The sequence below is a fragment of the Mycobacterium europaeum genome (genome assembly GCF_034555895.2).
Lineage (GTDB): Bacteria > Actinomycetota > Actinomycetes > Mycobacteriales > Mycobacteriaceae > Mycobacterium > Mycobacterium europaeum.
On the sequence record NZ_CP157315.1, the window covers coordinates 1,070,429 to 1,095,631 of the forward strand.

The 25,203-nt window shown below is 68.4% G+C and carries 21 protein-coding genes; 19 read left to right on the plus strand and 2 right to left on the minus strand.

All coding sequences use genetic code 11. From position 1 onward, the window contains the following. Nucleotides 1-55 precede the first annotated feature (55 nt). From tig to proB, 19 genes are all read left to right on the plus strand, one after another. Nucleotides 56-1,465 (plus strand): trigger factor, encoded by a 1,410-nt coding sequence (gene tig / locus U8D42_RS05160; protein WP_322859002.1) that lies wholly within the window; start codon nucleotides 56-58, stop codon nucleotides 1,463-1,465. A gap of 127 nt (nucleotides 1,466-1,592) precedes the next feature. Then, complete coding sequence (clpP1, locus tag U8D42_RS05165; RefSeq protein ID WP_066958374.1) at nucleotides 1,593-2,183, plus strand: ATP-dependent CLP protease proteolytic subunit ClpP1; 591 nt, start codon at nucleotides 1,593-1,595, stop codon at nucleotides 2,181-2,183. 17 nt (nucleotides 2,184-2,200) lie between these two features. Then, the gene (gene clpP2 / locus U8D42_RS05170; protein ID WP_431523857.1) at nucleotides 2,201-2,824 is read left to right on the plus strand and encodes an ATP-dependent CLP protease proteolytic subunit ClpP2; all 624 of its coding nucleotides are present in this window, start codon (nucleotides 2,201-2,203) and stop codon (nucleotides 2,822-2,824) included. A gap of 391 nt (nucleotides 2,825-3,215) precedes the next feature. Beyond that, a complete protein-coding gene (gene clpX / locus U8D42_RS05175) occupies nucleotides 3,216-4,496 on the plus strand; it encodes an ATP-dependent Clp protease ATP-binding subunit ClpX (RefSeq protein ID WP_085239058.1) in 1,281 nt (426 codons plus the stop codon). Between the two features lie 45 nt (nucleotides 4,497-4,541). After that, nucleotides 4,542-5,837: an MFS transporter gene (locus U8D42_RS05180; protein ID WP_322859000.1), complete on the plus strand. Its 1,296-nt coding sequence runs from the start codon at nucleotides 4,542-4,544 to the stop codon at nucleotides 5,835-5,837. A gap of 185 nt (nucleotides 5,838-6,022) precedes the next feature. After that, nucleotides 6,023-7,996: a 2-oxoacid:acceptor oxidoreductase subunit alpha gene (locus U8D42_RS05185; protein WP_090421583.1), complete on the plus strand. Its 1,974-nt coding sequence runs from the start codon at nucleotides 6,023-6,025 to the stop codon at nucleotides 7,994-7,996. Continuing rightward, nucleotides 7,993-9,084 (plus strand): 2-oxoacid:ferredoxin oxidoreductase subunit beta, encoded by a 1,092-nt coding sequence (locus U8D42_RS05190; protein ID WP_322858999.1) that lies wholly within the window; start codon nucleotides 7,993-7,995, stop codon nucleotides 9,082-9,084. Before U8D42_RS05185 ends, U8D42_RS05190 begins: the two co-directional genes overlap by 4 nt. A 1-nt stretch (nucleotide 9,085) precedes the next feature. After that, nucleotides 9,086-9,703, plus strand: a complete 618-nt coding sequence (mobA, locus tag U8D42_RS05195; RefSeq protein WP_322858998.1) for a molybdenum cofactor guanylyltransferase — start codon at nucleotides 9,086-9,088, stop codon at nucleotides 9,701-9,703. 1,037 nt (nucleotides 9,704-10,740) lie between these two features. Next, complete coding sequence (locus U8D42_RS05200; RefSeq protein ID WP_322858997.1) at nucleotides 10,741-11,283, plus strand: transglycosylase family protein; 543 nt, start codon at nucleotides 10,741-10,743, stop codon at nucleotides 11,281-11,283. An 84-nt stretch (nucleotides 11,284-11,367) separates the two neighbouring features. Next, nucleotides 11,368-12,627: a saccharopine dehydrogenase family protein gene (locus U8D42_RS05205; RefSeq protein ID WP_322858996.1), complete on the plus strand. Its 1,260-nt coding sequence runs from the start codon at nucleotides 11,368-11,370 to the stop codon at nucleotides 12,625-12,627. Nucleotides 12,628-12,689: 62 nt separating this feature from the next. Further along, entirely contained in the window at nucleotides 12,690-15,347 is a 2,658-nt protein-coding gene (locus tag U8D42_RS05210) for a valine--tRNA ligase (protein WP_085240234.1), read from the plus strand. A 7-nt stretch (nucleotides 15,348-15,354) separates the two neighbouring features. Continuing rightward, nucleotides 15,355-16,812, plus strand: coding sequence for a bifunctional tetrahydrofolate synthase/dihydrofolate synthase (gene folC / locus U8D42_RS05215; protein WP_322858995.1), 1,458 nt, complete (start codon nucleotides 15,355-15,357; stop codon nucleotides 16,810-16,812). Then, entirely contained in the window at nucleotides 16,809-17,159 is a 351-nt protein-coding gene (locus U8D42_RS05220; protein WP_085240236.1) for a DUF4233 domain-containing protein, read from the plus strand. Before folC ends, U8D42_RS05220 begins: the two co-directional genes overlap by 4 nt. Nucleotides 17,160-17,219: 60 nt before the next feature. Beyond that, nucleotides 17,220-17,630: a nucleoside-diphosphate kinase gene (ndk, locus tag U8D42_RS05225; RefSeq protein WP_085240237.1), complete on the plus strand. Its 411-nt coding sequence runs from the start codon at nucleotides 17,220-17,222 to the stop codon at nucleotides 17,628-17,630. A gap of 327 nt (nucleotides 17,631-17,957) precedes the next feature. Continuing rightward, nucleotides 17,958-20,828 (plus strand): Rne/Rng family ribonuclease, encoded by a 2,871-nt coding sequence (locus U8D42_RS05230; RefSeq protein WP_322858994.1) that lies wholly within the window; start codon nucleotides 17,958-17,960, stop codon nucleotides 20,826-20,828. Nucleotides 20,829-21,031: 203 nt separating this feature from the next. After that, nucleotides 21,032-21,343 (plus strand): 50S ribosomal protein L21, encoded by a 312-nt coding sequence (rplU, locus tag U8D42_RS05235; RefSeq protein ID WP_007169506.1) that lies wholly within the window; start codon nucleotides 21,032-21,034, stop codon nucleotides 21,341-21,343. A gap of 15 nt (nucleotides 21,344-21,358) precedes the next feature. Then, nucleotides 21,359-21,613, plus strand: a complete 255-nt coding sequence (rpmA, locus tag U8D42_RS05240; protein WP_085240239.1) for a 50S ribosomal protein L27 — start codon at nucleotides 21,359-21,361, stop codon at nucleotides 21,611-21,613. Between the two features lie 101 nt (nucleotides 21,614-21,714). Continuing rightward, a complete protein-coding gene (gene obgE / locus U8D42_RS05245; protein WP_322858993.1) occupies nucleotides 21,715-23,157 on the plus strand; it encodes a GTPase ObgE in 1,443 nt (480 codons plus the stop codon). Continuing rightward, complete coding sequence (proB, locus tag U8D42_RS05250) at nucleotides 23,154-24,257, plus strand: glutamate 5-kinase (protein ID WP_322858992.1); 1,104 nt, start codon at nucleotides 23,154-23,156, stop codon at nucleotides 24,255-24,257. The genes obgE and proB overlap by 4 nt, the downstream gene beginning before the upstream one ends. A 5-nt stretch (nucleotides 24,258-24,262) precedes the next feature. On the opposite strand, the gene U8D42_RS05255 is transcribed toward proB, so the two are convergent. Then, the gene (locus U8D42_RS05255; RefSeq protein ID WP_085240242.1) at nucleotides 24,263-24,688 is read right to left on the minus strand and encodes a DUF5313 domain-containing protein; all 426 of its coding nucleotides are present in this window, start codon (nucleotides 24,686-24,688) and stop codon (nucleotides 24,263-24,265) included. 8 nt (nucleotides 24,689-24,696) lie between these two features. After that, a complete protein-coding gene (locus U8D42_RS05260; RefSeq protein WP_322858991.1) occupies nucleotides 24,697-25,200 on the minus strand; it encodes a MarR family winged helix-turn-helix transcriptional regulator in 504 nt (167 codons plus the stop codon). Nucleotides 25,201-25,203 lie beyond the last annotated feature (3 nt).

The following is a 25,203-nucleotide window of genomic DNA, read 5'->3' on the forward strand; positions in this document are numbered from 1 at the left end:
CGCCGCATGTACGCGGCCCACCGAACGCCAGGAACGACCACCGAGGAGCACCCCCGTGAAGAGCACTGTCGAGCAGCTGAGCCCCACCCGGGTCCGCATCAACGTGGAGGTGCCGTTCGCCGAACTCGAGCCCGATTTCCAGCGTGCCTACCGAGAGCTGGCCAAGCAGGTGCGGCTGCCCGGCTTCCGGCCCGGCAAGGCGCCGGCGAAGTTGCTGGAGGCCCGGTTCGGCCGGGAGGCACTGCTGGACCAGGTCGTCAACGAGGCGCTGCCGGCGCGGTACGGGCAGGCGGTCGTGGATTCGGAGGTGCAGCCCCTGGGTCAGCCCGAGATCGAGGTCACCAAGAAGGAGTATGGCGAGGAGCTGGCGTTCACCGCCGAGGTCGACGTCCGCCCCAAGATCGAGCTTCCGGACCTGTCCGCGCTGAAGATCTCGGTGGATCCCGTCGAGGTCAGCGACGAAGACGTGGACGCCGAACTGGAGTCGCTGCGCGCCCGGTTCGGCACCCTGACCGGGGTGGACCGTCCCGTGGCCACCGGTGACTTCGTCTCGATCGACTTGACGGCCACCATCGACGGCGAAGAGGTGCCGGGGGCCGCCGCGCAGGGGCTGTCCCACGAGGTCGGCTCGGGCCGTCTCATCGCGGGCCTCGACGACGCGCTGGTCGGTCTGTCCGTCGAGGAGTCCCGCGAGTTCACCGCGCAGCTGGCGGCCGGCGAACACGCCGGGCAGGACGCGCAGGTGACCGTCACCGTCAAGTCGATCAAGCAGCGCGAGCTCCCCGAGCCCGACGACGAGTTCGCCCAGTTGGCCAGCGAGTTCGACACCATCGACGAGCTGCGGGCCAACCTGCGCGAGCAGGTGGGGCGGGTCAAGCGCGCTCAGCAGGCCGACCAGATACGGAACGCCGCGCTGGACGCTCTCTTAGACCAGGTCGACGTGCCGCTGCCGGAGGCGATCGTCAAGGCGCAGTACGACAGCACCCTGCACAACGCCCTGCACGGCCTGGATCACGACGAGGCCAAACTCGACGAGGTGCTCGCCGGGCAGGGCAAGACGCGCGAAGAGTTCGAGACCGAAACGCGCACCGCGGCGGAGACGGACGTCAAGAGGCAGCTGCTGCTGGATGCGCTGGCCGACGAGCTGGAGGTCCAGGTCGGCCAGGACGACCTCACCGAGCGGCTGATGATGACGTCTCGCCAATACGGCATCGAGCCGCAGCAACTGCTGGGCTACCTGCAGGAGAACAACCAGCTGCCGGCCATGTTCGCCGACGTGCGGCGCGGGCTGGCCGTCGCTGAGGTGGTGCGGGCGGCGACGGTGACCGACAGCGGCGGGAACGCCATCGACACCGATGAGTTCTTCGGCAAGCGCGGGGAGGCCGACGATGCCGCGCCGACGGGCGAGGCTGACGAGGTCGACGAAGCCCCCGAAACCGAAGCGTCCGACGACGAAGCGGAGTGACCCGTCTTGACGCTGTGAGCGAAAGCGCCCAATTGAGGAGGAGCGTGACCGCGAAACGGTGGGCCAGGTTGGTTAGTGTCGGTGCATAGAAGAACTCGAGAAAGCAGGTAACCCAGTCGTGTCTGACATGCGTTCGCCCTCGCAGGGGCTCAACCTCACGGACTCGGTCTATGAGCGCTTGCTCTCTGAGCGCATCATCTTCCTGGGTTCGGAGGTGAACGACGAGGTCGCCAACCGGCTGTGCGCGCAGATCCTGTTGCTCGCCGCCGAGGACGCCGACAAGGACATCTCGCTCTACATCAACTCGCCGGGCGGATCGATCAGCGCCGGAATGGCGATCTACGACACCATGGTGCTGGCGCCGTGCGACATCGCGACCTACGCGATGGGCATGGCGGCATCGATGGGGGAGTTCCTGCTGGCGGCCGGCACCAAGGGCAAGCGCTACGCGCTGCCACACGCCCGCATCCTGATGCACCAGCCGCTGGGTGGCGTGACCGGAAGTGCGGCCGACATCGCCATCCAGGCCGAGCAGTTCCACGTCATCAAGAAGGAGATGTTCCGGCTCAACGCCGAATTCACCGGGCAGTCGATCGAACGCATCGAGGCCGACTCCGACCGCGACCGCTGGTTCACCGCCCCGGAGGCCCTGGAATACGGGTTCGTCGACCACATCATCACCCGCGCCGCCCACATCACCAACGGAGAAGCCCAGTGAGCACCCAGCACCCGAACATGCAGCCCCAGGCGCGCTACATCCTGCCGTCGTTCATCGAGCACTCCAGCTTCGGCGTCAAGGAGTCCAACCCGTACAACAAGCTGTTCGAGGAGCGCATCATCTTCCTCGGCGTCCAGGTCGACGACGCTTCGGCGAACGACATCATGGCGCAGCTGCTGGTGTTGGAGTCGCTGGACCCCGACCGCGACATCACCATGTACATCAACTCGCCCGGCGGCGGATTCACCTCGCTGATGGCGATTTACGACACCATGCAGTACGTCCGCGCCGACATTCAGACGGTGTGCCTCGGCCAGGCGGCGTCGGCCGCGGCGGTGTTGCTGGCCGCCGGAACGCCCGGCAAGCGGATGGCGCTGCCCAACGCTCGCGTGCTGATCCACCAGCCGTCGCTGCAGGGCGTGATCCAGGGCCAGTTCTCCGATCTGGAGATCCAGGCCGCCGAGATCGAGCGGATGCGCACGCTCATGGAGACCACCCTGGCCCGCCACACCGGCAAGGACGCCGCGACCGTCCGCAAGGACACCGACCGGGACAAGATCCTGACCGCGGAAGACGCCAAGGAGTACGGGATCATCGACACCGTCCTGGAGTACCGGAAGCTTTCCGCGCAGACCGCTTAGCGTTGTCGGCATGCTCGCCGGCCACACCTTGGTCAGGACCGAATCGCTGGTCTGAGCCGATTCATGCCGGCCGCGGTAGGGTGATTTCGTGGGGATCTGCCCATGCTTCACCGGGTCGGCATCTCCAGCGGAAGTGGGGTTCGGTCTGCGCACCCAGCCTCGGTTGGGTCACGACCGCGACACGCCAAAGACACGCAAAGCGCGTCTTTCACGGGTGACGGGCAGCGTCTGGCTATATGTTTCATTCAGACGGGATCAGCATGACTCCCCCGAATATCATGGGCGCGATTCGGCCTTAATGGTCGCGTCGGGCCCGATCTAGCGGGTAGCGTCGGGGCATACATGCGGCACAGCAAGACGAACGGCGAAAAGGAAGTAGGCCCTCAGCACCATGGCGCGCATCGGAGACGGCGGTGACCTGCTGAAGTGCTCGTTCTGCGGGAAGAGCCAGAAGCAGGTCAAGAAACTCATTGCTGGTCCCGGTGTGTACATCTGCGATGAATGCATCGATCTCTGCAACGAGATCATCGAAGAGGAACTCGCCGACGCCGACGACGTCAAACTCGACGAACTGCCCAAGCCCATGGAGATCCGGGAGTTCCTGGAGGGCTACGTCATCGGGCAGGACACCGCCAAGCGAACGCTGGCCGTCGCGGTCTACAACCACTACAAGCGGATCCAGGCCGGGGAGAAGGGCCGCGACTCCCGCCACGAGCCGGTCGAGTTGACCAAGTCCAACATCCTCATGCTCGGGCCGACCGGCTGCGGCAAGACCTATCTGGCCCAGACACTCGCCAAGATGCTCAACGTGCCGTTCGCCATCGCCGACGCCACCGCGCTGACCGAAGCCGGCTATGTCGGTGAGGACGTCGAGAACATTTTGCTCAAACTCATCCAGGCCGCCGACTACGACGTCAAGCGCGCCGAGACCGGCATCATCTACATCGACGAGGTGGACAAGATCGCCCGCAAGAGCGAGAACCCCTCGATCACCCGCGACGTCTCCGGTGAGGGCGTCCAGCAGGCCCTGCTGAAAATCCTGGAGGGCACCCAGGCTTCGGTGCCCCCGCAGGGCGGCCGCAAGCACCCGCACCAGGAGTTCATCCAGATCGACACCACCAACGTGCTGTTCATCGTCGCGGGCGCCTTCGCCGGCCTGGAGAAGATCATCTACGAACGTGTCGGCAAGCGCGGGCTGGGCTTCGGCGCCGAGGTGCGCTCCAAGGCCGAGATCGACACCACCGATCACTTTTCCGACGTCATGCCCGAGGACCTGATCAAGTTCGGGTTGATCCCCGAGTTCATCGGGCGGCTGCCGGTCGTCGCGTCGGTGACCAACCTCGACCGCGAGTCGCTGGTCAAAATCCTGTCCGAGCCGAAGAACGCGTTGGTCAAGCAGTACACGCGGCTGTTCGAGATGGACGGCGTCGAGCTCGAGTTCACCGACGATGCGCTGGAGGCGATCGCCGATCAGGCCATCCACCGTGGCACGGGTGCCCGTGGTCTGCGCGCCATCATGGAAGAGGTCCTGCTGCCGGTGATGTATGACATCCCGAGCCGCGACGACGTCGCCAAGGTCGTGGTGACCAAGGAGACGGTGCAGGACAACGTGCTTCCGACGATCGTGCCGCGCAAGCCGTCGCGCACCGAGCGCCGCGACAAGAGCGCCTAACACAACCCGCGGTCGTATAGCCGCGCTTTTGGGTACTAGATGCCCATGCCGGCCGCCGCTGAAGCCCCCAGCCCCGTGCCGCGCCGGCTGACGCGCGCGCTGGACCTGCTGAACTTTCTGTTGGCCGACGTCCGTGACGGGCTGGGCCCCTATCTGTCGATCTACCTGCTGCTGGTCCACCGCTGGGATCAGGCGTCGATCGGGTTCGTCATGGCGGTCGGGGGGATCGGCGCGATCGTCGCGCAGGCCCCCGCCGGCGCGCTGGTGGACCGCAGCACGGCCAAGCGCGCGTTGATCGCCGGCGGTGCGCTGACCATCACCGCCGGTTCCCTGGCCATGCCGGTGTTTCCGGGCCTGTACTCGATCTCGGTTCTGCAGGCCGTGACCGGCATCGCCGGCTCGGTGTTCGCCCCCGCGTTGGCCGCGATCACCTTGGGCGTCGTGGGTCCGCGTTTCTTCGCCCGCCGGATCGGACGCAACGAGTCGTTCAACCACGCGGGCAACGCGTCGGCCGCGGCCATCACCGGTGGCTTGGCGTACTTCTTCGGCCCGGTGGTGGTGTTCTGGGTGCTGGCCGTCATGGCGGCCGCGAGTGTGCTTGCGACGCTGCGGATTCCGGGCGAGGCGATCGATCATGACGTGGCGCGGGGCATGGACCACGTGCCGGGTGGGCCGCACGAGACGCCCTCCCGGATGGGGGTGCTGCTGCGCAATCGCAGGCTGATGATCTTCGCCGCGACGGTCATCGCCTTCCACTTCGCCAACGCGGCCATGCTGCCGCTGGTCGGTCAGTTGCTGGCGCTGCACAACAAGGACGTCGGGACCGCGCTGATGGCCGGTTGCATCGTGGCCGCGCAAGTGGTCATGGTGCCGGTCGCGTACCTGGCCGGAGCCAAGGCCGATTCCTGGGGGCGAAAGCCCATCTTCCTGCTCGGCTTCGCGGTCCTTGCCGCACGCGGATTTCTCTACACCCTGTCCGGCAACCCGTATTGGCTGGTCGGCGTGCAGCTGCTGGACGGCGTCGGGGCCGGCGTATTCGGTGCACTGTTCCCCCTCGTCGTCCAGGACGTCACGCACGGCACCGGCCGGTTCAACGTGAGCCTGGGCGCCGTCACGGCCGCGACGGGGATAGGCGCCTCGGTGTCCAATCTCGTGGCCGGCTGGATCGTGGTGGCCGCCGGCTACGACGCCGCCTTCGCCTTCCTGGGGGCGCTCGCCGGCGCGGGCTTTTTGCTCTACCTGGTCGCGATGCCGGAGACGGCGCCGAAGGAATCGGCCGCATCGGGGAAAAGTGACCAATACCACAGTTTTCAACGGACCGCACCACCCTCCGCGCGCTGACATTGGCTTTAGGTGTAAAACCGCTGTATGCAACGGTTTAGAGACGATCGTTCTCCCCTAAATCGAGTGCCATAATTGGTACTAGCAGTGACACACAAGCTCGAGGGCGCGGGAGTCGCTTCAACGGCGCGTAACCTAAAACTCCAGCGAAGTGCCTATCCGGATAACGAATGGAAGGCGGATACGTGGATCCGAACGGCAGCGGGGCCGGGTCTGATTCTCACAACGGCTCGAATGGTTCCCCTTCCGGTGGCGGGTCGGACCGCCGGCGCCTGGAGCAGGTTGTCATTCGCTTCGCCGGGGACTCCGGCGACGGGATGCAGCTGACGGGCGACCGGTTCACCTCGGAGGCGGCGCTTTTCGGTAACGACCTCGCGACCCAGCCGAACTATCCCGCCGAGATCCGGGCGCCCGCAGGAACCCTGCCCGGGGTCTCCTCCTTCCAGATCCAGATCGCCGACTACGACATCCTGACGGCCGGTGACCGCCCCGACGTGCTCGTGGCCATGAACCCGGCGGCGCTCAAGGCCAACCTGGGCGACCTGCCGCGGGGCGGCATGGTGATCGCGAACTCCGACGAGTTCACCAAGCGCAACCTGACCAAGGTGGGTTACGTGACGAACCCGCTCGAGTCCGACGAGTTGTCCGAGTACGTCGTGCATTCCGTCGCGATGACCACGCTGACGCTGGGCGCCGTCGAGGCGATCGGCGCCTCGAAGAAGGACGGCCAGCGCGCCAAGAACATGTTCGCGCTGGGCCTGCTGTCGTGGATGTACGGCCGCCCGATCGAAACCAGCGAGAAGTTCATCCGGGAGAAGTTCGCCCGCAAGCCCGACATCGCCGAGGCCAACGTCTTGGCCCTCAAGGCGGGCTGGAACTACGGCGAGACGACCGAGGCGTTCGGCACCACCTACGAGGTCTCGCGGGCGACGCTGCCATCCGGCGAATACCGGCAGATCTCCGGCAACACCGCGATGGCCTACGGCATCGTCGCGGCCGGGCAGCTGAGCGACCTTCAGGTGGTGCTCGGCAGCTACCCGATCACGCCGGCGTCGGACATCCTGCACGAGCTGTCCAAGCACAAGAACTTCAACGTGATCACCTTCCAGGCCGAAGACGAGATCGGCGGCATCTGCGCGGCCATCGGCGCCTCCTACGGCGGTGCGCTCGGTGTCACGAGCACTTCGGGCCCGGGGATCTCGCTGAAGTCCGAAGCGTTGGGTCTGGCGGTGATGACCGAGTTGCCGCTGCTGGTCATCGACGTACAGCGGGGCGGGCCGTCGACCGGCCTGCCGACCAAGACCGAGCAGGCCGACCTGCTGCAGGCGCTGTACGGCCGCAACGGGGAGTCGCCGGTCGCCGTGTTGGCGCCGCGCTCGCCGTCCGACTGCTTCGCCGTCGCGATCGAGGCGGTGCGCATCGCGGTGTCCTATCACACGCCGGTGATCGTGCTGTCCGACGGCGCGATCGCCAACGGCTCTGAGCCGTGGCGCATTCCGGATGTCAGCACGCTGCAGCCGATCAAGCACACCTTCGCCAAGCCCGACGAGCCCTTCCAGCCGTACAACCGCGACCCGGAGACGCTGGCCCGGCAGTTCGCCATCCCCGGCACCCCCGGCCTCGAGCACCGCATCGGCGGGCTGGAGGCGGCGAACGGTTCGGGCGCTATCTCCTACGAACCGGTCAACCACGACCTCATGGTCCGGTTGCGTCAGGCCAAGATCGACGGCATCTCGGTTCCCGATGTGGAAGTCGACGACCCGACCGGGGACGCCGAGCTACTGCTCATCGGCTGGGGCAGCTCGTACGGCCCGATCGGCGAAGCCTGCCGGCGCGCGCGGCGCAAGGGCGTCAAGGTCGCGCATGCGCACCTGCGCCACCTGAGCCCGTTCCCGGCGAACCTGGGCGACGTGCTGCGGCGCTACCCGATGGTGGTGTGCCCCGAGATGAACCTGGGCCAGCTGGCGCTGCTGCTGCGCGGCAAGTACCTGGTCGACGTGCAGTCGGTCACCAAGGTCCAGGGCGTCGCCTTCCTGGCCGACGAGATCGGGCGCGTTATCCGCGCCGCGCTGGGCGGCACGCTGGCCGAGATCGAGCAGGACAAGACGATGGTCGCCAGAATGGCGGCAGCGACGGTGGGAGCGGGAGCTAGCGAATGACCGACCTGATGGGAAATCTGGCGGGGAACGACCTGGGGCTGACCCCGAGGTTACGGAAGAACGACGGCGTCCCCACCACGGATCAGCCGCAGAAGGGCAAGGACTTCACCAGTGACCAAGAGGTCCGCTGGTGCCCCGGCTGCGGGGACTACGTCATCCTCAACACCATCCGTAACTTCCTGCCTGAGCTGGGACTGCGCCGCGAGAACATCGTGTTCGTCAGCGGCATCGGTTGCTCCAGCCGCTTCCCCTACTACCTGGAGACCTACGGGTTCCACTCCATCCACGGCCGCGCACCGGCGATCGCGACCGGGTTGGCGCTGGCCCGCGAGGACCTGTCCGTGTGGGTGGTCACCGGCGACGGGGACGCGCTCTCGATCGGTGGCAATCACCTGATTCACGCGCTGCGCCGCAACGTCAACATCACGATCCTGTTGTTCAACAACCGGATCTACGGGCTGACCAAGGGCCAGTACTCGCCCACGTCGGAGGTCGGCAAGGTCACCAAGTCGACACCCATGGGCTCGCTGGACCACCCGTTCAACCCGGTGTCGCTGGCCCTGGGCGCCGAGGCGACGTTCGTCGGCCGCGCCCTGGATTCCGACCGCAACGGACTGACCGAGGTGCTGCGTGCGGCCGCCGAGCACCGCGGCGCCGCGGTGGTCGAAATCCTGCAGGACTGCCCGATTTTCAACGACGGCTCATTCGACGTGCTGCGCAAGGAGGGCGCCGAGGAGCGGGTGATCAACATCCGCCACGGCGAGCCGATCACCTTCGGCGCCGACGGGGAGTACTGCGTGGTGAAGTCCGGGTTCGGCCTGGAATTCGCTAAGACCGCCGACGTGGCCGTCGACGAGATCATGGTGCACGACGCGCACACCGACGACTCGGCCTACGCCTTCGCGCTGTCGCGGCTGTCCGATCAAAACCTCGATCACACGGTGCTCGGCATCTTCCGGAACGTCAGCCGGCCCACCTACGACGACGCGGCGCGCTCCCAGGTGCAGACCGCGCGGGCCTCGAAGCCGTTCGACGATGCCGCCCTGCAGTCGCTGCTGCGCGGGCGCGACACCTGGACCGTCGACTGAGGTGGGCGAGACCGTGCCCGAGACAGCTGCACTGGCCGGGGTGGTGCTCGCCGGCGGCGCATCACAACGCATGGGCCGCGATAAGGCCAGCCTCCCGGTCCCCGCATCCGCGGGCTCCCAGGCGACCACGATGGTCGAGCACGTGGTCGGCATCCTCGGGCAGCGTTGCGACCCGGTCCTGGTGATGGCCGCCCAGGGCCAGCCGTTGCCGGAACTGCGGGCCCGGGTCATGCGCGACGAACTGCGCGGGTTGGGGCCGTTGCCGGCGACCGGGCGGGCGCTGCGCGCGGCCGCCGACGCCGGTGCCCGGCTCGCCTTCGTCTGCGCCGTCGACATGCCTTTCCTGGCAATCGATCTCATCGACGATCTCACCCGCCGGGCGCTGGAGACCGGCGCGGAAGTGGTGCTGCCGTGGGACGGCCAGGACCACTACCTCGCCGCGGTGTACCGGACCGACCTGGCCGGCCGTGTCGACGCCTTGGTGGCGGCCGGCGAGCGCAGCATGCGCGCCCTGGTGGACGCGTCGGACGCCCAGCGCGTCCTGACGTCGGATTCACGGTCGCTGACCAACGTCAACACCGACGCCGAGTTGCGCGCCCTCGCGCAGCCGCGCAGCTGACCCGATCCGCCCGGATAGTTTTTCTGGATCGCCGGCAGCCGCCTTCGGGCACACGAAAATTGGCCGAGCCATTCGACATACGGCGAGTTTTCCTTTCGCTCCAAGAATGGCCGGGCGCACTAACTGTTTGGTGTACTAGTCGAATTCGACGCTCGATCGTGATCTGTTGGCGCATAGCACATTTCGGACGGAATGACGGCGCCTGTGTCGGCGACAGTGGCGCCCGGGGCGGCTCGCCGCCGGCCGCACGCCGCGGCCGGCGAGCAAATTGCACGGCCGAATGGCGCAAGGCTCGGTGGCCATGCGGTGACGACGTTCCGGTCGATCCCTGCTCAGTTAGCGTACGGCCGCATATCTCTGAAATCGTTGTCCAGAAAGGACTTTCGGTGTTCCTGCCGTCGATCCGCGGGCGATCGTGGATCTCCTGCGCGTTCGCTATTCGACCGACGCAAGTTAGCCAGCAGCGCAACGTAATTCGTCCGCATCGTCGGGCGTGGCGGATCGGCGGTATCGCGTAACTTGTTGTAAGCTACGCCGCTTCGCGCGCGGAGCCCGGTCCGGTACAGCGAAACCGATCTCAACGCACTAGCGCAAATGCGTGTGCCAGTTCACAAAATGCGCGTGATTCGGGTCACGATTTGACAGCGATTGCGAATGTTGGGTACTTCGCGGAATTGCCGTGCTGACCTGCCAAAATGACGACGCGATTGCGCCGTGATCACCCCGTTACCGAAACGAGATGTCCGTTTTCCGAAGATGACGAATGCGGCTGGGTCTCGTACGGTCCCTGTTAGCCCACAACGGGTTACGGAAGAGTAACTGAAAACAGAATCACGGACCCGCGTGTGAGCGGGGCTGCGGACGGCGAAGCCCAGTCCGCGGCCGGTGGGTAGCACCCCGCCGGGCGTTTCGAGCCCACCGCTGTCGTGCCGGAACAAGTCGGCACGTTCCGAAGCAGGTTTTCCGCATCAACCAAAGACCGTCAGCCCACCCCCGTGGGCTTGCTTTGGCGCGCGCGCACCGCGAAAGGAAAAATATTGAAGAACGTCCGTAAGACGCTCGTTCTCGCCGCGGTCACAGGCACCCTCGTGACCATCCCGTCGGCCACCGCGACTGCGGAGCCGATGGGTTTCGACCCCAACATGGCGCCCGCCGGGGCGCCGGACGCGCCCCCGCCGCCCCCGGCGCCGGACGCACCCCCGCCCCCGGCTCCGGACGCCCCGCCGGCTCCGGATGCCCCCCCGCCGCCGCCGGCGCCGGACGCACCGCCGCCGGCACCCGCGGGCTTCGACCCCAACGTGCCGCCGCCCCCGGGCCCGGAGGCCCCGCCGCCCCCGCCTGTCCGCGCCTACAGCGTGAACTGGGACGCCATCGCGCAGTGCGAGTCGGGTGGCAACTGGTCGATCAGCACCGGTAACGGGTTCTCCGGGGGCCTGCAGTTCACCCCGAGCACCTGGCGCGCCAACGGCGGGTCGGGCTCTCCCGCCGGCGCGAGCCGCGAGGAGCAGATCCGGGTGGCCGAGAACGTGCTGCACTCGCAGGGCATCGGCGCGTGGCCGGTCTGCGGGCGTCGCGGCTGACGACCCACAACGCAGTAGTACGCAGTAGTAAGTAGTGCCGGGCCATTGGTCCGGCACTACTTATCTGCGGGTAGCGTCGGGCCCGTGACCGCAACGCCGCGCGAATTCGACATCGTGTTGTACGGGGCGACCGGCTTCGTCGGGAAGTTGACCGCCGAATACCTGGCCCGGACGGGGCCGGATACCCGGGTGGCACTGGCCGGCAGATCGACCGAGCGCTTACAGGCCGTCCGCGAGACCCTTGGCCAGGCCGCGCAATCCTGGCCGCTGGTCGCCGCCGACGCCTCGTCGCCGTCGACGCTGAACGAGATGGCCGCCCGCACCCAGGTCGTCATCACCACGGTCGGGCCGTACACCCGCTACGGGCTGCCACTGGTGGCCGCGTGCGCGGCGGCGGGCACCGATTACGCCGACCTGACCGGCGAGGCGATGTTCGTCCGCGAGAGCATCGACCTGTACCACAAGCAGGCCGCCGACACCGGCGCGCGCATCGTGCACGCCTGCGGATTCGACTCCGTTCCCTCGGACCTCAGCGTGTACGCGCTCTACCGCGCGGCGCGGGACGACGGCACCGGCGAACTCGGCGACACCGACCTGGTGGTCCGGTCCTTCTCGGGTGGGGTGTCCGGCGGAACCGTGGCGTCGATGCTGGAAGTGCTCGACACCGCATCCCGCGATCCCGACGCCCGCCGCCAACTCGCGGACCCGTACACGTTGACCACCGACCGCAGCGCGGAACCGGAGATCGGCCCCCAGCCCGACCTGCCGTGGCGCCGCGGTCGTCAGATCGCACCGGAGCTGACCGGCGTGTGGACATCGGGATTCGTGATGGCGCCCTACAACACCCGCATCGTGCGGCGCAGCAACGCGTTACTGGACTGGGCCTACGGCCGCCACTTCCGCTACACCGAAAGCATGAGCCTGGGGTCGTCCCCGCTGGCCCCGCTGGCATCCGCGGCGGTAGGCGGGGTCGCCAACGCCACTTTCGGATTGGGCAGCCGCTACTTCCGGCTGCTGCCGCGCCGGCTGGTGGAGCGCATCGTGCCCAAGCCCGGGACCGGCCCCGGCCCGGCGGCGCGCGAGCGCGGTTTCTACAAGCTCGAGACCTACACCACCACAACCACCGGCGCGCGTTATGTCGCGCGCATGGAGCAGCGCGGCGACCCCGGCTACAAGGCGACCTCGGTGCTGCTGGGGGAGTGCGGCCTCGCGCTCGCGTTCGACCGCGACAAGCTGCCCGACCTGCACGGCGTGCTGACCCCGGCGGCGGCGATGGGCGATGCCCTGCTGGACAGGTTCCCCGCCGCGGGTGTGACGCTGCAGGTCGACCGGCTGGGGAAGTGACCCCGCTCACCTGCGATTTGGGCACCTACATCGGAGCAAACGGCGCTCCCTAGAATTGACGGGTGACCGCCAGCCGCAGCCCCGCCACCGACCTGCCCAAGTCGTGGGATCCGGGTGCCGCCGAAAGCGCGATCTACCAGAAATGGCTCGACGCGGGCTACTTCGAGGCGGACCCGACGAGCGCCAAGCCCGGGTACTCGATCGTGTTGCCGCCGCCGAACGTGACCGGCAGCCTGCACATGGGCCACGCGCTGGAACACACCATGATGGACGCCCTGACCCGTCGCAAACGGATGCAGGGATATGAGGTGTTGTGGCAGCCGGGCATGGACCACGCGGGTATCGCGACCCAGAGCGTGGTGGAAAAGCAGCTCGCTGTGGACGGCAAGACCAAAGAGGACTTCGGCCGTGAGCTGTTCGTCGAAAAGGTCTGGGACTGGAAGCGGCAGTCCGGCGGTGCCATCGGCGGTCAGATGCGCCGGCTCGGCGACGGGGTCGCGTGGAGCCGCGACCGGTTCACCATGGACGAGGGCCTGTCGCGGGCGGTCCGCACGATCTTCAAGCGGCTCTACGACGCGGGGCTGATTTATCAGGCCGAGCGGCTGGTCAACTGGTCCCCGGTGCTGCAGACGGCCATCTCCGACATCGAGGTCGTCTACGACGAGGTCGAGGGCGAGCTGGTCTCCTTCCGGTACGGCTCGCTCAACGACGACGAGCCGCACATCGTGGTGGCGACCACCCGGGTCGAGACGATGCTGGGCGACACCGCCATCGCCGTGCATCCGGACGACACGCGCTACACGCGTCTGGTCGGGACGACGCTGCCGCACCCGTTCCTCGATCGCGAGGTCGTGGTCGTCGCCGACGAGCACGTCGATCCCGAGTTCGGCACCGGAGCGGTCAAAGTCACGCCCGCGCATGATCCCAACGACTTCGAGATCGGGCTGCGGCATAACCTGCCGATGCCCAGCATCATGGACGCCAGGGCCGTTATCGCCGGCACGGGAACCGAATTCGACGGCATGGACCGGTTCGAGGCCCGCGTGGCGGTGCGCGAAGCGCTGGCGGCTCAGGGCCGCATCGTGGAGGAGAAGCGGCCCTATCTGCACAGCGTCGGGCATTCGGAGCGAAGCGGCGAGGTCATCGAGCCCCGCCTGTCGCTGCAGTGGTGGGTGAAGGTCGAGTCGCTCGCCAAGGCTGCGGGCGACGCGGTTCGCAACGGGGACACCGTGATTCATCCGGCCAGCATGGAGCCGCGGTGGTTCGGCTGGGTCGACGACATGCGCGACTGGTGCATCTCGCGGCAGCTGTGGTGGGGCCACCGGATCCCGATCTGGTACGGGCCGGGCGGCGAGCAGGTGTGCGTCGGCCCGGACGAGACGCCGCCGGAGGGCTGGGAGCAGGACCCCGACGTGCTGGACACCTGGTTCTCCTCGGCCCTTTGGCCGTTCTCCACGCTGGGCTGGCCGGACAAGACCCCGGAGCTGGAAAAGTTCTATCCAACAAGCGTTTTGGTCACCGGATACGACATCTTGTTCTTCTGGGTGGCCCGCATGATGATGTTCGGCACGTTCGTCGGCGGCGACCAGGCCATCACCCTCGACGGCCGCCGTGGACCGCAGGTGCCGTTCACCGACGTGTTCCTGCACGGCCTGATCCGCGACGAGTTCGGCCGCAAGATGAGCAAGTCCAGGGGCAATGTCGTCGACCCGCTGGACTGGATGGACAGCTTCGGGGCTGACGCCCTGCGGTTCACGCTGGCCCGCGGCGCCAACCCCGGAGGTGACCTGGCCGTCGGCGAGGACGCCGTGCGGGCATCCCGCAATTTCTGTACGAAGCTGTTCAACGCGACCCGGTACGCGTTGCTGAACGGCGCCCGCGTCGCGCCGCTGCCGGCGCAGGACGAACTCACCGACGCCGACCGGTGGATCCTGGGACGGCTGGAAGAGGTTCGCGCCGAAGTCGATTCGGCCCTCGACGACTACGAGTTCAGCCGCGCCTGCGAGGCGCTCTACCACTTCGCGTGGGACGAATTCTGCGACTGGTACGTCGAATTGGCCAAGACGCAGCTGGCCGAGGGCAATGCCCACACCACCGCGGTCCTCGCCGCGGTGCTGGACACCCTGCTGCGGTTGCTGCACCCCGTCATCCCGTTCCTCACCGAGGCGTTGTGGCAGGCCCTGACCGGCCAGGAGTCGCTGGTGATCGCAGCCTGGCCGGAGCCTTCCGGTATAGAGCTGGATCACGTTGCCGCGCAACGGATCAGCGATATGCAGCGGCTGGTAACCGAGGTCCGCCGGTTCCGCAGCGACCAGGGCCTGGCCGACCGGCAGAAGGTGCCGGCCCGGCTCGGCGGCGTGAATGCGGCGGATCTGGGCGCTCAGGTGTCCGCCGTGACGTCGCTGGCCTGGCTCACCGCGCCGGGCGACGACTTCCAGTCGTCGGTGTCGTTGGAAGTGCGACTGGGCCCCCACATGAACCACACCGTCGTCGTCGAGATCGACACCTCGGGCACCATCGACGTCGCCGCCGAACGCCGCCGCCTGGAGAAAGACCTCGCCGCGGCGCAAAAGGAACTGGCGTCGACCACCGCGAAACTGGCCAACGAGGACTTCCTGTCCAAGGCCCCGCAGAACGTCGTGGACAAGATCCGGGACCGTCAGCGCGTGGCCCAGGACGAGACCGACCGGATCACCGCGCGGCTGGTCGGGCTGCAATGAGTGCTCGATGACCGAGCCCTCCGACTGGCCCGAAAACGGCCGCGAAAGCGACGGCGCCACCGGCCTGGCTCCCACCCCGGACGAGATCGCCGCGCTGCTTCAGGTCGAGCATCTGCTCGACCAACGCTGGCCAGAGACCAAGATCGAGCCGAGCCTGACCCGGATCAGCGCCTTGATGGACCTGCTGGGCTCGCCGCAGCGGGCCTATCCCTCGATCCACATCGCCGGCACCAACGGCAAGACCTCGGTGGCGCGCATGGTCGACGCGCTGGTCACCGCCCTGCATCGGCGCACCGGGCGGACCACCAGCCCGCACCTGCAATCGGCGGTCGAGCGCATCGCGGTCGACGGCCGGCCGATCACCCCGGCCCAGTACGTGGCGACCTATCGGGAGATCGAGCCCTTCGTGCAGATGATCGACGCCCAGTCGCAGGCCGGCGGCGGGCCGGCGATGAGCAAGTTCGAGGTACTGACCGCCATGGCGTTCGCCGCGTTCGCCGACGCGCCCGTCGACGTCGCGGTCATCGAGGTCGGCATGGGCGGGCGGTGGGACGCGACCAACGTCGTCGACGCGCCGGTGGCGGTCATCACCCCGATCGGCATCGACCACGTGGAGTACCTCGGTGAGGACATCACCGCGATCGCCGGCGAAAAGGCCGGCATCATCACCAAGGCCCCTGACGGCGCGCCCGACACCGTCGCCGTGATCGCGCGGCAGGCGCCGGAGGCGATGGAGGTGCTGCTGGCCCAGGCCGTCCGCGCCGACGCCGCGGTGGCCCGCGAGGATTCGGAGTTCGCGGTGTTGGGCCGTCAGGTCGCGATCGGTGGTCAGGTGCTGCAACTGCAGGGCCTCGGCGGGGTGTATTCCGACGTCTATCTGCCGCTGCACGGGGAACACCAGGCCCATAACGCGGCGGTGGCGCTCGCGGCGGTGGAAGCCTTCTTCGGCGCCGGCGCGCAGCGGCAACTCGACGTCGAGGCGGTGCGGGCCGGATTCGCCGCCGTCACCAGCCCCGGCCGCCTGGAACGCATGCGCAGCGCGCCCACCGTGTTCATCGACGCCGCCCACAATCCGGCCGGTGCGGCCGCGCTGGCGCGGGCGCTGCGCGACGAATTCGACTTCCGATACCTGGTCGGTGTGCTCAGCGTGCTGGGCGACAAGGACGTCAACGGCATCCTCGCCGCACTCGAGCCGGTGTTCGACGCGGTCGTCGTGACCCACAACGGGTCGCCGCGGGCCCTGGACGTCGAGTCGCTGGCGCTGGCCGCGGGGGAGCGATTCGGGCCCGATCGGGTCACGACCGCCGAGAACCTGCGCGATGCGATCGACGTCGCGACCGCCCTGGTCGACGACGCGACCGTGGCCGGGGACGCCGAGGCCTTCTCCGGCACCGGGATCGTCATCACCGGCTCGGTCGTCACTGCCGGGGCGGCACGCACCCTGTTCGGTCGGGATCCGGAATGACCGACCAGAACCGGACGGACCCCTGGAAGAGCTTCGGCGCGGTGATGGCCGCGACGCTGCTCCTGGAAGCGATCGTGGTGCTGCTGGCGATTCCGGTGGTGAGCGCGGTCGGCGGTGGGCTGACGCCGGTGACGCTGGGTTACCTGATCGGCGTGGCGGCGCTGCTCATCCTGCTGGGCGGGGTGCAGCGCAAACCGTGGGCGATCTGGGTGAACCTGGGCGTGCAACTGCTCCTGCTGGCGGGCTTCGCGGTGTATCCGGGTGTCGGGTTCATCGGTGTCCTGTTCACCGGGTTGTGGGCCCTGATCGCGTACTTCCGGGCCGAGGTGCGGCGGCGCCAGGGGTAGCGCGGCCCCTGACCGCCGCTGCCCCGGCCGATTCCCGCCCGGTTCTGTACGCTGTCGGCCGTGACCGAACGGACCCTGGTACTGATCAAGCCGGACGGCGTCGAGCGGCAGCTGATAGGGGAAATCCTCAGCCGCATCGAGCGGAAAGGCCTGACCATCGCCGCGCTGGAGCTGCGGTGCGTCAGCGAGGACCTGGCCGCCCAGCATTACGCCGAGCACGAGGGCAAGCCGTTCTTCGGATCGCTGCTGGAATTCATCACGTCCGGGCCGGTGGTGGCGGCGATCGTCGAGGGACCGCGGGCGATTGCGGCGTTTCGGCAGCTCGCGGGCGGTACCGACCCGGTGGATAAGGCGACACCAGGCACGATCCGGGGCGATTTCGGGCTGGAGACCCAGTTCAACCTCGTGCACGGGTCCGATTCGACGGAGTCCGCCAAGCGTGAAATCGCACTCTGGTTTCCCGGCGCGTAGCGCCCAGCAAACGGGCCGCGCCACGCCGCTGACGGCGCGTTCGCTCGGGGGCGGCTTGGCTCGCGGAGTGATGTGGGATACTGATGGAGGGTGAACGTCGCCGGACCGGCGTCGGACACCCGAATGAAGACTTAGACAAGCGCGATCATCGCCACCCCGCGTTGGTGCGCGGCATGTCAGGCCGTCATTCAGCACGGCGCCGAGTGCGTTCTCCGCGAACCGCTCGGGGCGAGACCATCACAAGCTCGGGGAAAGTCACCCGGGCCCATAGCGAAGCCCTCGCGTGGCCGCGTCGCAAGGACGCGCCCGGGGGCTTGAGGAGAATACGTGGTAGACGGTGCACCATCCGCAGAGTCATCCGAAGAGCCGACCCGGCACGACGAACTGCCGGACCGCCTGAGAGTCCATTCGCTGGCCCGGACGCTGGGAACCACCAGTAAGCGGGTGCTGGACGCCTTGAGCGCGCTCGACGGCCGCATCCGCAGCGCGCACTCCACCGTGGACCGCGACGACGCGGTGCGGGTACGCGACCTGCTGGCCGCCCAGCCCGACCCGGGTGCCGAGGATGTGCCCGCCGCCGTCGTCGCCGGCAGCGCGGGCGACGAAGCCGCCGCCGAACCCGAATCCCGGCTGATGCTCGAGACCACGGTCGAGCGGCCGCACTACATGCCGCTCTTCGTCGCGCCGCAGCCGCTGAAGGCGGACGACGACGACCGGAATGCCGACGACGGCACCGACTCCGACGACTCCGATGATTCCGACGTCGACGACGAAGACGACGAGCAGACCGATCGGCCGGCCAACCGGCGGCGGCGTCGGGGCCGGCGCGGCCGCGGCCGCGGCCGCGGTGAGCAGGGCGGACCGGACAACCAGAACGACGACGACGACGAGCCGCAGCAGCGGCGCCAGAAGGCGGGCCGCGGCGACTCCTCCGACGCCGAGGACGGCGACGACGAAGAGGGCTCCGACTATTCGGACTCCGATGACTCCGACACCGGTGACGACGGTTCGGGGGAGGGCGCCACCCGTCGCCGCCGTAGGCGCCGGCGGCGCAAGTCGGGCTCCGGTGACGACGGCGATGAGAGCCCGTCGCCCGACGACCCGCCCAACACCGTGGTCCACGAGCGCGCGCCCCGCAGCGGCAAGAACGGCGGCGATGGCGGCAACGGCTCGTCGAACGCCGAGATCAAGGGCATCGACGGCTCCACCAGGCTGGAGGCCAAGCGGCAACGGCGCCGCGACGGGCGCGACGCCGGGCGGCGCCGGCCGCCGGTACTGACCGAGGCGGAGTTCCTGGCGCGCCGCGAGGCCGTCGAACGGATCATGGTCGTGCGCGACCGCGTCCGCACCGAGCCGCCGCACCAGGGGGCGCGGTACACCCAGATCGCGGTGCTCGAGGACGGCATCGTCGTCGAGCACTTCGTGACGTCGGCCGCATCCGCCTCGCTGGTCGGCAACATCTACCTCGGGATCGTGCAGAACGTCCTGCCCTCGATGGAGGCGGCGTTCGTCGACATCGGCCGCGGCCGCAACGGCGTGCTCTACGCCGGCGAGGTCAACTGGGAAGCCGCGGGGCTGGGCGGGTCCGACCGCAAGATCGAACAGGCGCTCAAACCGGGCGACTACGTCGTGGTCCAGGTCAGCAAGGACCCCGTCGGGCACAAGGGCGCCCGGCTGACCACCCAGGTGTCGCTGGCCGGCCGGTACCTGGTCTACGTGCCGGGCGCGTCGTCGACGGGGATCAGCCGCAAGCTGCCCGACACCGAACGGCAGCGGCTCAAGGAGATCCTGCGCGAGGTGGTTCCCTCCGATGCCGGGGTGATCATCCGCACGGCCTCCGAGGGCGTCAAAGAGGACGACATCCGCAACGACGTCACCCGGCTGCAGGAGCGCTGGAAGCAGATCGAGGCCAAGGCGACCGAGATCAGCGAGAAGGCCGCCGGTGCGGCGGTCGCGCTCTACGAAGAGCCCGACGTGCTGGTCAAGGTCATCCGCGACCTGTTCAACGAGGACTTCGCGGGCCTGATCGTCTCCGGTGACGAAGCGTGGACGACCATCACCGAATACGTGAATTCCGTTGCGCCCGATCTGGTTTCGAAGCTGAACAAGTATGAGCCGCCCAGCGGCCCGGACGGTCAGGCCGGCCCCGACGTCTTCGCGGTGCACCGCATCGACGAGCAACTGGCCAAGGCGATGGAGCGCAAGGTCTGGCTGCCGTCGGGCGGCACGCTGGTGATCGACCGGACCGAGGCCATGACCGTGGTCGACGTCAACACCGGCAAGTTCACCGGGTCCGGCGGCAACCTCGAACAGACCGTCACCAAGAACAACCTCGAGGCGGCCGAGGAGATCGTGCGCCAACTCCGGCTGCGCGACATCGGCGGCATCGTGGTCATCGACTTCATCGACATGGTCCTCGAATCCAACCGCGACCTGGTGTTGCGGCGGCTGACCGAGGCGCTGGCCCGCGACCGCACCCGCCATCAGGTGTCCGAGGTGACGTCGCTGGGCCTGGTCCAGCTGACCCGCAAGCGGCTGGGTACCGGGCTGATCGAGGCCTTCTCCACGTCGTGCACCCACTGCGGCGGCCGCGGAATCGTGCTGCACACCGACCCCGTCGACTCGGCCCCCTCGAACGGGCGCAAGGCGGAGTCCGGGGGTCGCCGTGGCAGACGCTCCAAGAAGAACCGCGCCGAGGAGCCGGTGGTGGCCAAAGTGCCCGCGCACGCTCCCGGCGAGCACCCGATGTTCAAGGCGATGGCCGCCGGCGGAACCGCGGGCCGCGACGACGACGAGGAATCCGACGAGGCCGCCGAGGAAGCGATCAGCGAGTTCGACGAGCAGAAGTCCGGGGACGCCGCCGACCTGGAGGGCGCCGACCAGGAGGACTTCGAAGAATCCGACGAGGACACCGACGACGACGCCGACGAGGACACCGACGACGACGCCGACGAGGACACCGACGACGAGTCCGACGACGATCTCGAGGACGACGACGACGAGGACCTCGACGACGAGGAAGACCTGGGCGACGACGACGAAGACCTCGAGATGGACGACGACGACGACCTGGACGTCGAGGATGACGACTCCGACGACGGGTCCGAGGCGTCCGGCGAGGCCGGGTCGGGGTTCGGGCGTCCCCGGCGCCGCCGCGCGGCGGGCCGGCCGGCGGGCCCGCCGATCCACGTGGACTGACGGGGCCCAGTTTGACCCTGTAGCCGCTGGTCAAGTACCCTAGGACAGTTGTCGCCAGGCCGTGTGGACTTTGGCCGGCGGCAGCGGGCCACCGGGCAATCGGCGTGGACCCGCAACCCAGACCCACTGAGCGCACCGCCGGTGGCTCGCGCGCGATAGAGCCGAAGAACCGGCTGAGCAGAGGAAAGAAGGCAGGAGCAACGATGGCGACCTACGCAATCGTCAAGACGGGCGGCAAGCAGTACAAGGTCGCCGTCGGGGACGTGGTCAAGGTCGAAAAGCTCGACTCCGACCCGGGCGCGAACGTGTCGCTGCCCGTCACCCTGGTCGTGGACGGCGCGAAGGTGACCACCGACGCCGCCGCGCTGGCCAAGGTGGCGGTGACGGGCGAGGTGCTCGAGCACACCAAGGGCCCCAAGATCCGTATCCACAAGTTCAGGAACAAGACCGGCTACCACAAGCGGCAGGGACACCGTCAGCAGCTGACGGTCCTGAAGGTCACCGGAATCAAGTAGCGGGAGGCGACAGAGATGGCACACAAGAAGGGCGCTTCCAGCTCGCGTAACGGCCGCGACTCCGCCGCTCAGCGGCTGGGCGTCAAGCGATTCGGCGGCCAGATCGTCAAGGCGGGCGAGATCATCGTTCGCCAGCGCGGCACCAAGTTCCACCCCGGCGTGAACGTCGGGCGTGGCGGCGACGACACGTTGTTCGCCAAGGCTGCCGGAGCCGTCGAGTTCGGCATCAAGCGCGGACGCAAAACCGTCAGCATCACGCCCCAGGTCTAGGCCTCGCGAGCCGGGGGCGCCGCGCCCCCGCGCGGGGAAACGCTGCGGCGGCTTCACGAGGTGTATGCGCCCTGGCGTGACTTTCGAAGGGCTGGTATCCGATGCCGCGATTCGTCGATCGGGTGGTCATTCACGCGCGCGCGGGTTCCGGCGGTAACGGCTGCGCGTCGGTCCACCGGGAGAAGTTCAAGCCGCTGGGTGGTCCTGACGGCGGCAACGGTGGCCGCGGCGGCAGCATCGTGTTCGTCGTCGATCCGCAGGTGCACACCCTGCTGGACTTTCACTTTCACCCGCACGTCACCGCCCCGTCGGGCAAACAGGGCATGGGCAACAACCGGGACGGGGCGGCCGGCACGGATTTAGAGGTCAAAGTCCCCGACGGCACCGTCGTATTGGACGAAAACGGCCGGCTGCTGGCCGACCTGGTGGGCGCGGGCACCCGCTTCGAAGCAGCGGCCGGCGGCCGTGGCGGCCTGGGCAATGCGGCGCTGGCGTCGCGCGCCCGCAAGGCCCCCGGCTTCGCCCTGCTCGGCGAACCGGGCGAGGCGCGAGACCTGACGCTGGAGCTCAAGACCGTCGCCGACGCCGGTCTCATCGGGTTTCCCTCGGCCGGTAAATCGTCACTGGTATCGGCGATCTCGGCGGCCAAACCGAAGATCGCGGACTACCCGTTCACCACGCTGGTGCCCAATCTCGGAGTGGTGTCGGCCGGCGAGCAGACGTTCACCGTCGCCGACGTGCCGGGCCTCATTCCCGGCGCATCGCAGGGCCGCGGGCTGGGCCTGGACTTCCTGCGGCACATCGAGCGCTGCGCCGTGCTGGTGCACGTCGTCGACTGTGCCACCGCGGAGCCTGGCCGCGACCCGATCTCCGACATCGACGCGCTGGAAGCCGAACTCGCCGCCTATACCCCCACCCTGCAGGGCGACACGACACTGGGCGATTTGGCCGAGCGGCCACGCGCGGTGGTGTTGAACAAGATCGACGTGCCCGAGGCGCGTGAGCTCGCCGAATTCGTCCGCGACGAGATCGCCGAGCGCGGCTGGCCGGTGTTCCTCGTGTCGACGGTGTCACGGGAAGGATTGCAGCCGTTGGTCTTCGGGCTCTGGCGGATGATCTCGGAATACAATGCCGCCCGGCCGCAGGCCGCGCCGCGGCGGCCGGTGATCCGCCCGGTTCCCGTCGACGACAGCGGCTTCACCGTTGAGCCGGACGGCGAGGGCGGCTTCGAGGTCAGCGGCGCCCGGCCGCAGCGGTGGGTTCGGCAGACCAACTTCGACAACGACGAAGCCGTGGGCTATCTCGCCGACCGGTTGGCCCGGCTGGGCGTCGAGGAGGAACTGCTGCGGCTGGGCGCGCAACCCGGCTGCGCCGTGACCATCGGTGACATGACATTCGACTGGGAGCCGCAAACGCCTGCGGGACAACACGTTGCGATGTCCGGCCGCGGGAGCGACGTGCGGCTGGAACGCAGCGAGCGAACCGGCGCCGCGGAGCGCAAGGCGGCCCGTCGTCAGCGCCGCGAACGCGGGGACGCGACGTGACCGTCCACCGGGAGGCCATCCGGACCGCGCGCAGCCTGGTGGTCAAGATCGGCACCAACGCGCTGACCACACCATCGGGGGTATTCGACGCCGGCCGGTTGGCCGGGCTGGCCGACGCCATCGAGTCACGCATGAAGGCGGGCACCGATGTCGTCATCGTCTCGTCGGGCGCCATCGCCGCCGGCATCGAACCGCTGGGCTTGGCCCGTCGTCCCAAGGATCTGGCGACCAAGCAGGCCGCCGCCAGCGTCGGGCAGGTCGCGCTGGTGAACGCGTGGAGCGCGGCGTTCGCGCGGTACGGCCGCACGGTCGGCCAGGTGCTGCTGACCGCGCACGACATCTCCATGCGGGCCCAGCACACGAACGCGCAGCGCACCCTGGACCGGCTGCGCGCGCTGCACGCGGTGGCGATCGTCAATGAGAACGACACGGTGGCCACCAACGAGATCCGGTTCGGCGACAACGACCGCCTGTCGGCGCTGGTGGCTCACCTGGTCGGTGCCGAAGCCCTGGTGTTGCTCTCCGACATCGACGGCCTGTACGACGCCGATCCGCGAAAGACGAAGGGCGCCAAGTTCATTGCCGAGGTATCCGGCGCGGCCGACCTGGCCGGTGTGGTCGCCGGCCCCGGCAGCGACCTGGGGACCGGTGGAATGGTGTCGAAGATGTCCTCGGCGTTACTGGCCGCCGACGCCGGGGTGCCGGTCCTGCTCGCCGCCGCGGGCGACGCCGGGACCGCGCTGAGCGACGCCTCGGTCGGCACGGTGTTCGCCGCACGGCCGCAACGGATGTCGGCGCGGCGGTTCTGGGTGCGCTATGCCGCCGAGGCGGCCGGCGCGCTGTCCCTGGACGAGGGCGCGGTGCGCGCGGTGCTGGGCCAGCGGCGCTCGCTGCTGCCCGCCGGTATCACCGGGGTGTCGGGCCGGTTCTATGCCGGAGACGTCGTCGAATTGCACGGCCCGGACGCGGCCATGGTGGCCCGCGGCGTGGTGGCCTACGACGCCACCGAACTGGCGAAGATGATCGGGCGGTCGACTTCCGAGCTGCCCGGTGAGTTGCGCCGGCCCGCGGTGCATGCCGACGACCTGGTGGCGGTCTGAGCCGGCTAGCTGAACGGGTTGCTGTTGTCCTGCCACGCCGCCGATTCCGGGCGCGGCCCGAAACGGCGGGCGTAGTCCTCGTGCATCTTCGCCTGCTTCTTGTTCTTGATCACGTCGACCAGGTTCGGGTCCAGGCCGTGCTGCGCCAGCCGGTGTCGACGCCAAACCTTGTTCAACGCCAGCGAGATCAGCAGGGCCCAGATGTAGAGCGGCACCGTCATCTCGGTATGCACGTACAACGACGCGGGCAGCAGCCAGAAGGGCGCGAGAACGAACAGCGGTGGTATGGCCCACCGGATCATGTGCCGGCGCACGGCTCCCTTGCCCGCCAGGTCGTTGGCGACCCATTCGCGCATCGAGCTGGGCAGGCATCGACCGTAGGAGTAGGCGATGTGTTGCCAAATGTTGGGTTTGGTCCTGGTGGTGGTCATGGCGGCTCCTAGGAGGGGGTTCCGGACTGCAATGCGCCCGCTGCCAAGGCGGCCGCGTTGACGCGGGTCAGCACCTCGTGCAGGTGCTGAAGTTCATCGATATCGACGCCCAGACGCGCGACCACGGCCGGCGGAATCTTGGTCGCACGCCGGCGTAAGGCGGTGCCGCTGTCGGTGAGTTTCACCTCGATGGAGCGTTCATCGACGGCACTTCGCGCGCGGGTGATCAGGCCGAGGCCCTCCAGGCGCTTGAGCATGGGCGACAGGGTGGCGGAATCCAGCTGCAACGTGGTCGCGATCTCCTTGACCGACAGCGGTTTCCGTTGTCCCGAGGCTGATTTCTGATGGTCCCAGAGCGTCAGCATCACCAGATACTGGGGGTGGGTCAGCCCCAACGGCTCCAAGAGTGGCCGGTAGACCGCCAACACGGCGCGGTTGGTCAGGCTCAACGCGAAACAGACCTGCTGTTCCAGGGAAAGCGGGTCGACCTCGGGCGCGGCAGGTGATGCCATATT